Genomic DNA, 13,742 nt, shown 5'->3' with positions numbered 1-13,742 from the left:
CAACGAAATGCCCGGCATGTCAGGATGACGTGCCGGGCATTTCCACGCTCCAGGACAGGTAACCCGGAAGGAGCGCTGGGCTTGCTTAGTGCTGGGCTTGCTTGTGCAGGCCGAGTTCCGTGGTGGGAGTTTTGGCTGATTCACGGGCTGTCATGGCCGAGACAGCTGCGATCACACAGATCACCGCGGTGAAGATGGAGATCTGGACCCATCCTCCTGGCTTGGTGCCACCCAAAGCCGTGACGATGGCCGGTGCGAAGCCTGCCATGAGGAATCCGAGCTGGGTGCCAATAGCCAAGCCGGAGAAACGGACCTTGGTGCTGAACATTTCGCCGTAGAAGGACGGCCATACGGCGTTGGCGGCGGCGTATCCGAAGGAGAAGAACACCACGGAGACCAGGAACATCAGCGGCACGTTGCCGCCTTCGAGGGTCAGCAGGAACACCGGCGTCATGATCGCGCTGGAAAGGGCTCCGTAGATAAACACGGGCTTGCGGCCGATCTTGTCCGAGAGCATGCCGAACAGCGGCTGCGTTCCCAAAGCAACAACGTTGGCCGCAACCACCAGCCAGAGCGTGATGGTGCTGTTGACGCCTGCAACATCCTGGGCGTATTTGATGGCCAGTGTTCCAAAGACCGTACTCACTGCGGCGATGAAGGCGCAGCAGACAACGCGGAGAACGTCGCGCCAGTGCAGCCTCAGGAGATCGGCAACGGGGAGTTTGGAGATCTCATTGTTCTTCTTGGCTTCCGCGAAGGCCGGCGGCTCGTGGAGAGTGCGGCGGATAAAGAAGGCCACCAGAACAACCACGGCGCTCAGCCAGAACGGAATGCGCCAACCGATGCCGTATTTGATGTCGTCGGGCAGTGCCACCACCGGGATGAAGACCAACGCAGCGAGGATCTGGCCGCCCTGGGTGCCGGTGAGGGTCCAAGAGGTGAAGAAGGAGCGGCGGTTGTCCGGGGCGTGCTCCAAAGTCATGGAGGAAGCACCGGCCTGCTCACCAGCGGCAGAAAGTCCCTGGCATAGGCGGGCAACTACCAGCAGGATGGGAGCCCACCAGCCAATGGTCTTGAAGTCCGGGAGGCAACCAATCACGAAAGTGGCGGCACCCATGAGGACCAGCGTGAACATGAGGACCTTTTGCCGGCCAATCCGATCACCGAAGTGACCCAGGATCACGGCACCCACGGGACGGGCGATGTAGGCGAAACCGAAGGTCGCGAAGGACATGATGGCCGCGTTGGCATCGGCGGAGGGGAAGAAGACGTGGGGGAAGATCAGCGCCGCGGCAGAGCCGAAGATGAAGAAGTCGTAGTACTCGACGGCGCTGCCCAGGAAGCTGGCAAGCGCAGCTTTCTTTGGCGTTCCGGCGGTGGTTTCAGTGCCTGGCGTCGCTGACGGCATTGTTTGGCTCATGGGTGTTCCTTCTGTGACGACGATGTCGCGGATCTGGCTTCTTTGGGGAGACCCAAGCGAGGTGCGGCCGGTCGATCCCTGCACGAGTAACCGCATGGTGAGAGCTACTTGTGCAATACAGCAATACTGACTGTGAGTGGGGTCACTTGTCAAGAGAAGTAGCCACCATCTAGAAATAGCTCTCACTATATGAGAGCATCGAGCTATGAGTGTGAAAGAGGACACAAAGACCGACATGGTCGGTAAGGCCTTGAGCCTGTTGGTTTTACTGGGCAATGAACCCCGTGGGGCGAGTGCGGCGGATCTGGCGAGGAGTGCGAACCTCCCCTTCAGCACCACCTACAGGCTGTTGGGCTCGCTGACGCGCGATGGGTTTGTGGACTACGAGCCGGATGGCCGTCGCTACCACCTGGGACTGCGCGTCTTCCAGTTGGGTCAGCGCGTCTCGAATCATCATGGCTTTGCGGCTACTGCGCTGCCGGTCCTCCAGCGAGTAACCGAGAGCACGCATGAGGCCACGATCCTGTCCGTTCGTGATGGCAACCATCACCTCACCGTGAACAAGGTGGATGGACCCAAGACCTTTCGCGTCACCAGTGACCCCGGCCATCTTGGCGCACTCCACACCACCTCCGTAGGCAAGGCGATCGTCGCGTTCGAGGACGAGATTGAGCGGAAGCGCCTCCTTGAGGAGCTGCCCCTGGATCCATTGACTGAGCGCTCGATCACCGACAGGGACAAGTTCCGGGAGGAAATCGAGCAGGTTCGCCGCCAGGGGTACGCGGTGATGGACGAGGAAAACGAGATCGGCATGCGCGCAGTTGCGGTGCCGGTCCTCAATTCCCAAGGGCACGCATTCGCATCGCTGGCCACCGCCGTGCCGGTGTTCCGCATGTCCATGGAAGAACTTATAGCGCACGTACCCACCCTCCAGGAGGCCGCGGCTGAACTCGCGGCCCGCCTACCCCAGCGCTGACCCACTCGTTGCGAGGCCCGCTCTGCGCGCCAAATGGGCGACGAAGGGTGTAAAGCAGGCCTCGCAACGCACCGCCTGGCATGAATGTTCGCGATAAGAACAAGCGTGCGGATCATGAACACTTGTAGTAATCTAAAAAACACCCGGTCAGGCAGCGCCCTCAGAAAGCGCTTAAAGTCCGAGGTGCTGAAGTCAAAGGAGCTTTAGGATGAGCAACCGAGCCGAGTCCGTTCTGGTGGGCCTCATAGGCGAAGGCGTCATGCCCTCGCTCACGCCGCCCATGCACGAACGCGAAGCCGATGTGCAGGGCCTTCGCTTGCTGTACCGCCCCATCGACCTGCTGGAACTCGCGTTGCCGGCCACCGCCGTCGGGGACCTCCTCACCGCAGCCCAGCGGATGGGCTTCAACGGACTGAACATCACGCACCCGTGCAAACAGCTGGTGCTTGAGCACCTGGATGAAATTTCCGACGACGCCCGCAGGCTGGGTGCCGTGAATACGGTCCTCATCCAGGACGGCCGGTTCATCGGCCACAACACAGACTTCTCCGGCTTCGGCGCGGCACTCACCTCTGGGCTGCCGAGCGCAAAGCTCGACCGCGTGGTCCAGCTTGGTGCCGGCGGTGCCGGTTCGGCCGTCGCGTATGCGCTCCTCAAAGCAGGGGTCGTCACGCTGGACCTCGTTGACATGGACCCATCCCGCGCGGCGGAACGCGCCGCGGAACTCGGCGGACTCTTCCCGGCGGCCACAGTCACGCCGCGCACTCCCGGGGAACTGCCCCAGATCATGCCCCTCGCCGACGGCCTGGTGCACTGCACACCGATCGGCATGGCCGAGCACCCGGGCCTGCCCCTCGACATCGATCTCCTGGAACCCCGGCACTGGGTCGCGGACATCGTGTACCGCCCGATCGAAACGCAACTGGTCCGCGAGGCACGTGGCAAGGGCTGCGATGTCCTCGACGGAGGCCGGATGGCAGTCGGCCAGGCGGCCGACGCCTTCCAACTCATCACCGGACGCGAAGCTGATCGTGAACGGATGCGGGCGCACTTCCTGGAGCTGATCGCAGTGGAAGACGCTGCGGCTGCTCTGACCCCCGAGCTGACGAAGGCGGGCAACTGATGCGCACCGGAATCGCTACGGTTTGCCTGTCCGGCACGTTGAAGGAGAAGATGCAGGCCTGCGCCATCGCGGGCTTCGACGGCATCGAAATCTTCGAGCAGGACCTCGTCACGTCCCCGCACAGTCCTGAAGACGTCCGGAAAATGGCCGCGGACCTCGGCCTGGGATTGGACCTCTACCAACCGTTCCGGGATTTCGACGGCGTCACTCCGGACCTGCTCAAAGCCAACCTTCGCCGGGCCGAGGCCAAGTTCAAGCTCATGTCCCGCTTGGGAATGGACACCATCCTGGTCTGCTCCAACGTGGCCACGGCCACCATTGATGACGACGAACTCCGCGCCGCGCAGTTGACCGAGCTCGCAGAATTGGCCGGGGACCACGGTGTCAAGGTTGCCTACGAGGCCCTCGCTTGGGGTAAGTACGTCAACGACTATGAGCACGCGTACCGTCTGGTTGAAATGGTTGACCACCCCAACCTCGGCACCTGCCTGGACTCGTTTCACATCCTTTCCCGCGACTGGGACACCGCGCCGATCGAGAACATCAACGCGGAGAAGATCTTCTTCGTCCAAGTCGCCGACGCCCCTAAACTGTCCATGGATGTGCTCTCCTGGAGCCGCCACTACCGTGTTTTCCCGGGTGAGGGCCAGTTTGAGCTAGCCAAGTTCATGGGCCATGTAGTCCGCGCAGGATACACAGGTCCGGTCTCCCTCGAAGTCTTCAACGACGTCTTCCGTCAGTCGGACACCGAGCGCACGGCCGTCGACGCCATGCGCTCCTTGATCTGGCTCGAGGAGCAGAGCGCCAAGTGGCTCGCGAGTAGCCCCACGGAAACTGAAACCGCGGCCGGCAACGGCAGTGCGTCCCGCCGTCGTTATCCCATGGAACTTGCCACGCTGCCCAAAGTGAACGAGCCCGCCGGCTTCAACTTCGCCGAGGTCAAGGCCGACGACACCGTGCAGCTCGAGAAGCTCCTGGGCCAGCTCGGCTTCGGATTCGAGGGCCGGCACCGCACCAAGGACGTCCAGCTCTGGACCATGGGCCAAGCCCGCGTGATCATCAACGAGCAAGCAGCTTCGCACTCGGAACCGGCTATCGCAGCATTGGGGTTCGACGTCGACTCTCCAGTGATTGCCTCCGCTCGCGCCCAGCAACTCAAGGCGCCGGTAGTGGCTCGCAAGGTCCAAGCCGACGAGGAAGTCTTCCAAGGCATCTCAGCTCCGGACTCCACCGAGATTTTCCTGTGCCAGGGCAGCCCCGATGGCACCGCTGCATGGACGCATGAATTCGGCGAAGGGCTGGAGCACTCCGCAGCGCAGCAGAATGCCGTCATTGACCACGTGAACCTCGCCCAGCCCTGGCAGCACTTTGACGAAGCTGTCCTCTTCTACACCAGCGCCCTTGCCCTTGAACCGCAGCCGTTCGCCGAGGTCCCCAGCCCCAGTGGGCTGGTTCGCTCGCAGGTCATGGAGACCAGCAACGGAGCGGTCAGGCTGGTCTTGAATCTGGCACCCGCGCAGCAGGCACAGGCAGCCCGCAAAACGTACCAGGAACACATCGCCTTCGCTGTGGACGACCTCGTGGCGACTGCCCGGTCTGCGCGCGATCGTGGCCTCGAGTTCCTGCAGATTCCGGCCAACTACTACGAGGACCTGGACGCCCGGTTCGATCTCGAATCCGGATTCCTTGCAACCCTCAAGGAGCTCAACCTCCTGTATGACCGGGACGCCAACGGCGAATTCCTCCACTTCTACACCGCCACCGTGGGCAGTGTGTTCTTCGAAATGGTGGAACGCCGGGGCAACTACGACGGCTACGGGGCGCCCAATGCTCCCGTACGCCACGCCGTCCAATACGACTCGCTCCACCGGGTTTAGGCCCGCCGCCGCCCAGCAAACCAAGAGAACCATAAACCGAAAGGAGCCGGCCGTGCCGCAAGAACAGACCGCACAAGTCACTACCGCGCAAGCGCTCGAATCCGAGGAACTTGTACCGCCCGCAGAGGCGCACGCCGCGCACGTTTCCCCCAAGAAGGTGGAAACCCAAGCGGACCTCAGTGCTGAGATGAAGGGCATCAGCGACCGCTATGCGGAGGCCCTGAAGAACGGCCGGGGGCCGGAGACCATGCCGCGTCTGGACTACGCGCCGTACCGCAGCAGCATCCTGCGCCACCCCACCAAGAGCCTGCACCACGCGGACCCGGAGACCATCGAACTCTACTCGCCCGCGTTCGGCCACCAGGACGTGCACGCGCTGGAATCCGACCTGACCATCCAGCACAACGGCGAGCCGCAGGGTGAGCGCATCATCGTTGCAGGCCGTGTACTTGATGGCGACGGTCGGCCTGTTGCCGGCCAACTCGTGGAGATCTGGCAGGCCAACGCCGCCGGACGTTACATCCACAAGCGCGATCAGCACCCCGCCCCGCTGGACCCGAACTTCACCGGCGTCGGCCGTTGCATCACCGGTGACGACGGCTCCTACAGCTTCACCACCGTCAAACCCGGCGCGTACCCGTGGAAGAACCACCTGAATGCCTGGCGTCCGGCGCACATCCACTTCTCCATGTTCGGATCAGAATTCACGCAGCGCATTGTTACCCAGATGTACTTCCCGGGTGACCAACTGTTCCCGCTGGACCCCATTTACCAGTCGATCGTGGACCAGGACGCCCGCGACCGCCTCGTGGCAGAGTACGACCATGAGCTCACCAGCCCTGAATGGGCGCTCGGCTACAAGTGGGACATTATCCTTACCGGTTCCAAGCGCACCTGGACGGAAAACGAAGCATACGGCGACGCCGGGGACGAGGAGTAAGCACATGGGCAAGCTGACACCCACACCGGGCCAGACCGTAGGCCCCTTCTATGGCTACGCACTTCCCTTCAACAAGGACAACGAACTGCTGGCACCAGGCAGCCCCGGCAGCATCCGCCTGCAAGGCACGGTATACGACGGCTCGGGCAGCACCATCCCGGACGCCATCCTGGAGATCTGGCAGCCGGATTCCGACGGCAACATTGTCCAGCGCACCGGTTCCCTGGTCCGCGACGGCTACACGTTCACCGGCTGGGGCCGCGGCTCTGTTGGCAACTCCGGGGTGTACACGTTCACCACGGTCAACCCCGGCCCCACGGCACCCGGTGCGGCCGCCTTCATCTCCGTGGCCGTCTTCGCCCGCGGCCTCATGAACCGCCTGTTCACCCGCGTGTACCTTCCGGAAAACGAGGAAGCACTGGCCAACGATCCGCTGCTGCGCTCCTTGGAACCCGAACGCCGTAAGACGCTCATCGCCCGCCGCGACCCCGACGGAGGCCTCACTTGGGACATCCGCCTGCAGGGCGGCGATGAGACCGTCTTCCTGGACTTCCAACAGGACGGCTCGCTGGAAACCAGCGTCAACGCCGATCATTCTGCAAGGGAAAACAAGGCATGACCCACGGCGACTTCGGCCTCCTCAGCCCCGTCTCCGCGTCGTCCGCTGTGGCGGCTCTGACGGGCGACCATGCCGTCATTGCGGCAATCCTCGACGTCGAAGCCTCCTGGGCCGGTGTCCTCGAGGAAGCGGGGCTGGTCCCTGCCGGCTCCGCCGCTGTGGTGGCCGAAGCCGCCGACGCCGGCTCATATGACGCAGCCGAAATCGCTGAACGCGCCCAAGGTGGCGGCAACCCGGTGATTCCGCTGCTCGGCGACCTGCGCGCCCGGGTCAAGTCCTTGGACACCTCCGGCATCGGCGCGGCCAAAGCTGTCCACACCTCGCTGACCAGCCAGGACGTCCTCGACTCCGCCCTGATGCTGCTCGCCAGCCGCACCGTTTCTGCGTTGCTGGTTGACGTAAGGAGCACGACGACGGCGCTCGCCACCTTGGTAGGGGAACATGCGGAAACGCTGTGCGTGGGCAGGAGCCTCACGCAGCATGCGCTGCCGTACACGTTCGGGCTCAAGGCTGCCCAGTGGTTCCAGGGTGTCGCGGCTGCGGCTGCCCGGCTGGAGTCGCTTCAGTTGCCGGTTCAGTTTGGCGGGGCTGGTGGAACGCTGGCTTCGGGGACCATGTTGACTGCGGGATCTGCTTCCACGCCGTTCGATTTGGCCGATTCCTTGGCGTCCCGGCTTGGCCTCGCACCAGCTCCTGCTCCCTGGCACACCAACCGCCTCGCTGTCACGGCGCTGGGGGATGGCCTCGCTGCCCTCCTCGATTCCTTCGGGAAGATCGCCGCGGACTTGCTGTTCCTGAGCCGTCCTGAAGTGGGCGAGCTCGGCGAACCGTTGGCCGCCGGACGCGGGGTATCCTCGGCCATGCCGCAGAAGCAGAACCCGGTGCTGTCGGTGTTAATTCGCAGCGCGGCGTTGCAAGCTCCCGGGCTGGCATCACAGTTGCACCTGGCCGCTGCGACCTTCAACGACGAGCGAGCAGACGGCGCCTGGCACAGCGAATGGCCGGCCCTGCGGCAGTTGCTCGCGTTGGCCTTGGGCGCAGCCGAGCACCTTCGCGAACTCACAAAGGGCCTCCGTGTCTTCCCCGATGCGATGCGCCGGAACCTGGAACTCTCGGGACCGCTGCTGCTCAGCGAAGGTGTGGCGGCCGCCGTCGCCCCTCTCCTCGGTGAGGACGGAAAGCAGAAGCTGCAGGCCGTCGTCGACGAAACCCTCAAGGCACCTGCCGCAGAGCAGGGCCGGATTTACACCAAACTCCTGCGCGAAACCGTCCCCGCGGACAAGCTTTCTGATGCCGAACTAAAAGCGCTCCTGGACCCTGCCAGCTACCTCGGTGAAGCATCCGGGATCGCACGGCGCGTGCTGGCCGCCTACCCCGGCTTCACTGGAACTCCTGAACTCACCGGAACCTCTTCGAAGGGAACCGCCCGTGGCTAAGCCAACTGTGAAGGGCGTGCTGCTCTCCCCGCAGCGCGAACTGGGAACCAATCCGCTCCTGGTGGTGGGCCCGTCTCTGGGTACGTCCACTGTTCTCTGGACCGAGACCGCCGCACTCCTGGGCGCCGACTTTGACGTCATCGGCTGGGACCTCCCCGGCCACGGCATCTCGCCGACCGTCACCGAAGGTTTCGATGTGGCGGAACTGGCTGACGCCGTCGTCGACCTTGTCGATTCGGTGAGCCCGGGCGCAAGGTTCCACTACGCGGGCGTCTCGCTGGGCGGGGCCACCGGCCTGCAGCTCGGCATCAAGCACGGCGACCGACTGCTCAGCCTGTCCGTCCAGTGCAGTGGCGCCAAGCTCGGCACGCCGGAAGGCTGGCTGGAGCGCGCCGAAACCGTTCGCAAACTCGGCACCCCTGTCATGATCCAAGGCTCCGCCGAGCGCTGGTTCGGTCCCGGATTCATGGACCGCCAGCCGGACATCAGCAGCCGGCTCCTGCACGCCTTACGCGACGCCGACCGCTTCGGCTACGCCTTCTGCTGCGAGGCCCTCGCCGTGTTCGATGTCCGCGAGCAGCTCGGCAGCATCACCGTCCCCACACAGGTGATTGCCGGCGTCGAGGATTCAGTAGCGCCGCCGTCGATGGCTGAAGAGACGGCCGCAGGCATTCGGGCGGGCGGTGGATTCGCCGCGGTGGAAACGCTCGACGGCGTAGGTCACCTCGCCCCCGCAGAGGCACCGACCGCTGTGGCAGGGCTGATGCGCACTTTCATGAAGGAGAACGGACGATGAGCACTGCTTCCGAAGACAACGGCACAGTACGGAATGGCGCAGTCCAGCCCGACGCCACCGCCCAGGACATTTACGACGCCGGCATGGTGGTCCGCCGCGAAGTGCTCGGCGACGCGCACGTGGATCGGGCCAACGCCGCCAAGGATTCCTTTACCGAGGACTACCAGGACATGATCACCAGGATTGCCTGGGGTGGCATCTGGACGCGGCCCGGCCTGAGCCGGCAGATGCGCTCCGCCGTCACCCTCACGGCACTGGTGGCGCACGGTCATTGGGAGGAGCTCGCCATGCACGTCCGGGCGGCCCTCAACAACGGCCTGAGCAGGGATGAAATCAAGGAAATCCTGCTGCAGACCGCCATCTATTGCAGTGTTCCGTCGGCCAACTCGGCCTTCAAGACGGCCCAAGAAGTATTCGCCGACATCGACGCGGCTTCCCCCTCCAACGAACCCAACTGAGTCGCAGTTAAGCGCGTTTAGACCCCCCAAAACGCGCACTATTGCGACTTAGTTGGGCAGATAGAAAGAGAAACCCATGAACCAGGCTTTCGTGTACGACGCCGTGCGCACGCCCTTTGGCAAGTTCGGCTCCGGTCTTGCTGCTGTCCGTCCTGATGACCTTGCTGCCCATGTGGTCCGCGAGTCCGTCAAGCGTGCTCCCGGCCTGGATGTTGAGCGGATCGACGAGGTGGTGTTCGGCAACGCAAACGGCGCCGGCGAGGAAAACCGCAATGTCGCCCGCATGGCCACCCTATTGGCTGGGCTTCCGGTCTCCATTCCGGGCACCACGGTGAACCGGCTGTGCGGCTCGTCGCTTGACGCGGCGATCATTGCCTCCCGTCAGATCAACGCCGGCGACGCCGATCTCATGCTGGTGGGCGGCGCCGAATCCATGTCCCGGGCTCCGTGGGTGTTGCCGAAGACGTCCAAGCCGTACCCGGCCGGTGACATGACCTTGGCGTCCACCACGTTGGGTTGGCGTTTGGTGAACCCGGCCATGAACAAGGACTGGACCATCTCCCTGGGTGAAGCCACCGAACGCCTCCGCGAGAAGTACGGCATCACCCGGGAACGGCAGGATGCTTTTGCGGCTGATTCGCACAATCTGGCCGACGCTGCGTGGAACGAAGGCTTCTACGATTCGTTGGTCTCGCAGGTTCCCGGCACTGACCTGGTCCGTGATGAGGGCATCCGTGCCGGATCATCGGCGGAGAAGCTGGCTGGGCTGAAGACCGTTTTCCGGCCTGAGTCTGACGGGCTCGACGGCGGTACGGTCACCGCCGGGAATGCCTCACCTCTGTCTGACGGTGCTTCGGCCGCATGGATCGGTTCCGAGGCCGCTGCCGGGATTCTTGGTTTGGAGCCCCTGGCCCGCATCGCTGGCCGTGGCGCGCACGGCAACGACCCCCAGTTCTTCGGCTTCGCACCCGTGGAGGCCGCGAACAAGGCCCTCGCGAAGGCGGGCATCGGCTGGGACCAGGTTGGCGCCGTCGAACTTAACGAAGCGTTCGCCGCGCAATCGCTGGCGTGCGTTGACGCGTGGGGGATCGACCCCTCAATCGTGAACCAGCACGGCGGGGCGATCGCCATGGGCCACCCGCTCGGCGCTTCCGGTACCCGCATCCTAGGCACGCTCGCCCGTTCCTTGCAGGCCTCCGGGCAGCGCTGGGGCGTGGCGGCGATCTGCATCGGCGTGGGCCAAGGCCTGGCCGTGGTGCTCGAAAACGTTACTGCCGGTGTTTCGGAAGGAGTCTAAGGATCATGCTGAATTTCATTGACACAGTTGGCGAGGCTGTCGCCGGCATCAAGGACGGTTCCACGGTGATGATCGGCGGGTTCGGCAACGCCGGGCAGCCGTTCGAGCTGATCGATGCCCTCATGGACTGCGGCGCGAAGGACCTGACCGTGGTCAACAACAACGCCGGCCAGGGCGACCAAGGCCTGGCGTTGCTGATCAAGGAAGGCCGGGTCCGCAAGATGATCTGTTCCTTCCCGCGGCAGTCCGATTCCTGGCACTTCGACGCCAAGTTCCATGCCGGCGAGATCGAGCTGGAACTGGTCCCGCAGGGCAACCTGGCCGAGCGCATCCGGGCCGCGGGCGCGGGTATTGGTGGATTCTTTACTCCGACCGGCTACGGCACCACGTTGGCTGAAGGCAAGGAAACCCGCATTATCGATGGACGGGGCCAGGTGTTCGAGACGCCGATCCACGCCGACGTCGCCCTGATCAAGGCACTCAAAGCCGACGGCAAGGGCAACCTCGTCTACCGCAAGACCGCCCGGAACTTCGGACCCATCATGGCGGCCGCTGCCAAGCACACCATCGTGCAGGTTTCGGAAATCGTGCCCACCGGTTCCCTGGACCCGGAGAACGTGGTGACACCCGGTATTTACGTCAACAGCGTGGTCCGCGTCGATTCTGCCGGAACAAAAGAGAAGGTGGCCTGATCATGAGCACCGAAACCAGCATCCAGACCTCGGAGAAGCCGCTGGGCCGCGACGAGCTCGCCCAGTTGGTGGCCCGCGACATCGTCCCCGGCTCGTTCGTGAACCTGGGCATCGGCCAGCCGACACTCGTGTCTAACTACCTCACCGAGGAACAGAACATCACGCTCCACACGGAGAACGGAATGCTCGGCATGGGCCCGGCAGCCCTTGGGGATGACGTCGACGGTGATTTGATCAATGCCGGCAAGATCCCCGTCACCGAACTGCCCGGAGCCTCGTACTTCCACCACGCTGACTCGTTCGCGATCATGCGCGGCGGGCACCTGGACATCTGCGTGCTCGGCGCGTTCCAGGTATCCGCCACAGGTGACCTCGCTAACTGGCACACCGGCGCCCCGGACGCCATCCCCGCCGTGGGCGGAGCCATGGACCTGGCCACCGGCGCCAAGGACGTCTTCGTGATGATGACGCTCCTGACGCGCGAGGGCGTGTCCAAACTCGTGGAACAGTGCACCTACCCGCTCACCGGCGTCGGCTGCGTCACCCGCGTGTACACGGACAAAGCTGTGTTCCTCACAGGTCCCGATGGCGTCACCGTGCGCGAGACCTTCGGCTGCACCTTCGAAGGAATCCAGGAGCTCGTTCCGCTGCCGTTGAAAAAGGCAGAGTAGGCCCCGCAAGTTGCGCGCGCCTCGTTGTGAGGCCCGCTTTGCGGGGTATTTCGGGAACTTAGCCTGCAGAGTAGGCCCCGCAAGTTGCACGCTCCCCGTTGTGAGGCCCGCTTTGCGGGGTATTTCGGGAACTTAGCCTGCAGAGTAGGCCCCGCAACGCACCCTAGGATTGGTAACCATGACCGATTCCCCAGTAACCCCGCAGGCCAGCGACCAGTATGTTCAGTCGTTGGCGCGGGGTCTGGCCGTGATCCGGGCGTTCGACGCGAATAACCCGGTGATGACCCTCAGCGAAGTCGCAGCCCGCACGGACCTGACGCGCGCCACCGCCCGGAGGTTCCTGCATACCCTGGTTGAGCTCGGCTACGTCCGCACCGACGGCAAGACCTTCGCGCTCACGGCCAAAGTGCTGCAGCTTGGTTACTCGTACTTGTCGGCGTTGTCCCTGCCGCAGTTAGCCCAGCCGCACTTGGAACAGTTGAGCCTGAAGCTGGGGGAGTCGACGTCCGCCGCGGTCCTGGACGGTCCGGACATCTTCTACGTGGCCCGCGTCGCCACGCGCCGGATCATGAATGTGGGGATTACCGTGGGCACCCGCTTCCCGGCTTATGCCACATCCATGGGTCGCGTCCTGCTGGCCGGTTTGCCCCAGGCCAAGTTCGAGGCCTACCTCTCGACGGCGGAACTTACGCCGATCACGCCGCGAACCGTCGCCAGCGTTCCCGACTTGAGGGCCGCCGTCGAGCATGTCCGTTCGCAAGGGTGGTGCCTTTTGGACCAGGAGCTGGAGATCGGGCTGATGTCCATTGCAGCGCCGGTGTGGAACCACAACAATGGCGACAACGTGGCCGCGATCAACGTGTCCCTGCAAGCTCAGGCAGTCGCGTCCCAGCCGAACCCGGTGAAGTACCTCGACGCCGTGCGCCAGGAAGTGGTCGCGACGGCCAACGCCATCTCGCAGGATGTTTCCGCCAAGCACTAACCCACCCAAGTAGGTCGCAGATCATGCCGTTATGAGGGCTCAAAACGGCCTGAACTGCGACTCAGTTGGGTCCGGACGGGGCTACTTCCGGATCGCTGCCAACCGCGTCTCCAGGATCCGCCGCACCATGGAGTCCGGCACGGGATTATCCGCAGAAAACCGCAGCGTTCCCGGCGACCACGAATAACCCCCAAGCTCCTCCGACATCTCCGGGAGGATCTGCCCGCTGAACGGGTAGAGGGCCAGGTGCTTTGTGGTTTCCTGCACGCTCAGGAAGCCCTTGCCATCAACCAGCAGCGCGGGCATTCCATAGCTGATGCCTTCTTCGGCGTCGGGGGCCAACTCGCGGGCGATCCCCACAATGCGCGCCAGAATCGAGCGGTTGGTCTCGCTGACGCCCTCAAGATATTCGGTGACGGTTCCCATAGGGACATGCTTCACCACGGGCACCGCAA

14 protein-coding genes are annotated in these 13,742 nt (G+C 63.9%); 12 read left to right on the top strand and 2 right to left on the bottom strand.

Features of this window, described 5'->3' with window-relative positions; genetic code table 11:
• Window positions 1–85: 85 nt before the first annotated feature.
• The gene (locus tag AC6CH8_RS10115; protein ID WP_498190296.1) at window positions 86–1,420 is read right to left on the bottom strand and encodes an MFS transporter; all 1,335 of its coding nucleotides are present in this window, start codon (window positions 1,418–1,420) and stop codon (window positions 86–88) included.
• 205 nt (window positions 1,421–1,625) lie between these two features.
• Between AC6CH8_RS10115 and AC6CH8_RS10110 the strand changes: the two genes are divergently transcribed.
• From AC6CH8_RS10110 to AC6CH8_RS10055, 12 genes are all read left to right on the top strand, one after another.
• On the top strand, window positions 1,626–2,396 hold the full coding sequence (locus tag AC6CH8_RS10110; RefSeq protein WP_364308512.1) for an IclR family transcriptional regulator: 771 nt from the start codon (window positions 1,626–1,628) through the stop codon (window positions 2,394–2,396).
• A 208-nt stretch (window positions 2,397–2,604) separates the two neighbouring features.
• Window positions 2,605–3,519, top strand: coding sequence for a shikimate dehydrogenase (locus AC6CH8_RS10105; protein ID WP_498190294.1), 915 nt, complete (start codon window positions 2,605–2,607; stop codon window positions 3,517–3,519).
• Window positions 3,519–5,396 carry a bifunctional sugar phosphate isomerase/epimerase/4-hydroxyphenylpyruvate dioxygenase family protein gene (locus AC6CH8_RS10100; protein WP_498190292.1) on the top strand — a complete coding sequence of 626 codons (1,878 nt, stop codon included), beginning with the start codon at window positions 3,519–3,521 and terminating at the stop codon, window positions 5,394–5,396. Before AC6CH8_RS10105 ends, AC6CH8_RS10100 begins: the two co-directional genes overlap by 1 nt.
• A 52-nt stretch (window positions 5,397–5,448) precedes the next feature.
• Entirely contained in the window at window positions 5,449–6,336 is an 888-nt protein-coding gene (pcaH, locus tag AC6CH8_RS10095) for a protocatechuate 3,4-dioxygenase subunit beta (RefSeq protein WP_498190291.1), read from the top strand.
• A gap of 4 nt (window positions 6,337–6,340) precedes the next feature.
• The gene (gene pcaG, locus AC6CH8_RS10090; RefSeq protein WP_178994502.1) at window positions 6,341–6,955 is read left to right on the top strand and encodes a protocatechuate 3,4-dioxygenase subunit alpha; all 615 of its coding nucleotides are present in this window, start codon (window positions 6,341–6,343) and stop codon (window positions 6,953–6,955) included.
• Entirely contained in the window at window positions 6,952–8,391 is a 1,440-nt protein-coding gene (locus AC6CH8_RS10085; protein WP_498190290.1) for a lyase family protein, read from the top strand. Before pcaG ends, AC6CH8_RS10085 begins: the two co-directional genes overlap by 4 nt.
• Window positions 8,384–9,187 carry an alpha/beta fold hydrolase gene (locus AC6CH8_RS10080; RefSeq protein ID WP_498190288.1) on the top strand — a complete coding sequence of 268 codons (804 nt, stop codon included), beginning with the start codon at window positions 8,384–8,386 and terminating at the stop codon, window positions 9,185–9,187. The genes AC6CH8_RS10085 and AC6CH8_RS10080 overlap by 8 nt, the downstream gene beginning before the upstream one ends.
• Entirely contained in the window at window positions 9,184–9,645 is a 462-nt protein-coding gene (gene pcaC, locus AC6CH8_RS10075; protein WP_498190286.1) for a 4-carboxymuconolactone decarboxylase, read from the top strand. The genes AC6CH8_RS10080 and pcaC overlap by 4 nt, the downstream gene beginning before the upstream one ends.
• 76 nt (window positions 9,646–9,721) lie before the next feature.
• A complete protein-coding gene (locus AC6CH8_RS10070; protein WP_498190284.1) occupies window positions 9,722–10,942 on the top strand; it encodes a thiolase family protein in 1,221 nt (406 codons plus the stop codon).
• 5 nt (window positions 10,943–10,947) lie between these two features.
• A complete protein-coding gene (locus AC6CH8_RS10065) occupies window positions 10,948–11,634 on the top strand; it encodes a 3-oxoacid CoA-transferase subunit A (RefSeq protein WP_498190282.1) in 687 nt (228 codons plus the stop codon).
• Between the two features lie 2 nt (window positions 11,635–11,636).
• The gene (locus AC6CH8_RS10060) at window positions 11,637–12,305 is read left to right on the top strand and encodes a 3-oxoacid CoA-transferase subunit B (RefSeq protein ID WP_498190280.1); all 669 of its coding nucleotides are present in this window, start codon (window positions 11,637–11,639) and stop codon (window positions 12,303–12,305) included.
• A 178-nt stretch (window positions 12,306–12,483) separates the two neighbouring features.
• Window positions 12,484–13,287, top strand: coding sequence for an IclR family transcriptional regulator domain-containing protein (locus AC6CH8_RS10055; protein WP_091463976.1), 804 nt, complete (start codon window positions 12,484–12,486; stop codon window positions 13,285–13,287).
• A gap of 81 nt (window positions 13,288–13,368) precedes the next feature.
• Here AC6CH8_RS10055 and AC6CH8_RS10050 read toward each other — a convergent pair whose 3' ends face one another.
• Window positions 13,369–13,713 (bottom strand): iron chaperone, encoded by a 345-nt coding sequence (locus AC6CH8_RS10050; protein WP_498190278.1) that lies wholly within the window; start codon window positions 13,711–13,713, stop codon window positions 13,369–13,371.
• Window positions 13,714–13,742: the final 29 nt, after the last annotated feature.

The organism is Paenarthrobacter sp. GQ52, from assembly GCF_059759005.1.
Note: the sequence above shows the minus strand (reverse complement) of the source record. Positions and strands in the feature narration are given on the sequence as shown.

Excerpts from the sequence above, each read along its gene's own strand:
- AC6CH8_RS10085 (WP_498190290.1), top strand. The coding sequence starts at position 6,952 with ATGACCCACGGCGACTTCGGCCTCCTCAGCCCCGTCTCCGCGTCGTCC.
- AC6CH8_RS10060 (WP_498190280.1), top strand. The coding sequence starts at position 11,637 with ATGAGCACCGAAACCAGCATCCAGACCTCGGAGAAGCCGCTGGGCCGC.
- AC6CH8_RS10100 (WP_498190292.1), top strand. The coding sequence starts at position 3,519 with ATGCGCACCGGAATCGCTACGGTTTGCCTGTCCGGCACGTTGAAGGAG.
- AC6CH8_RS10050 (WP_498190278.1), bottom strand. The coding sequence starts at position 13,713 with ATGGGAACCGTCACCGAATATCTTGAGGGCGTCAGCGAGACCAACCGC.
- AC6CH8_RS10070 (WP_498190284.1), top strand. The coding sequence starts at position 9,722 with ATGAACCAGGCTTTCGTGTACGACGCCGTGCGCACGCCCTTTGGCAAG.
- AC6CH8_RS10115 (WP_498190296.1), bottom strand. The coding sequence starts at position 1,420 with ATGAGCCAAACAATGCCGTCAGCGACGCCAGGCACTGAAACCACCGCC.
- pcaC (WP_498190286.1), top strand. The coding sequence starts at position 9,184 with ATGAGCACTGCTTCCGAAGACAACGGCACAGTACGGAATGGCGCAGTC.
- AC6CH8_RS10065 (WP_498190282.1), top strand. The coding sequence starts at position 10,948 with ATGCTGAATTTCATTGACACAGTTGGCGAGGCTGTCGCCGGCATCAAG.
- AC6CH8_RS10110 (WP_364308512.1), top strand. The coding sequence starts at position 1,626 with ATGAGTGTGAAAGAGGACACAAAGACCGACATGGTCGGTAAGGCCTTG.
- pcaG (WP_178994502.1), top strand. The coding sequence starts at position 6,341 with ATGGGCAAGCTGACACCCACACCGGGCCAGACCGTAGGCCCCTTCTAT.
- AC6CH8_RS10055 (WP_091463976.1), top strand. The coding sequence starts at position 12,484 with ATGACCGATTCCCCAGTAACCCCGCAGGCCAGCGACCAGTATGTTCAG.
- AC6CH8_RS10105 (WP_498190294.1), top strand. The coding sequence starts at position 2,605 with ATGAGCAACCGAGCCGAGTCCGTTCTGGTGGGCCTCATAGGCGAAGGC.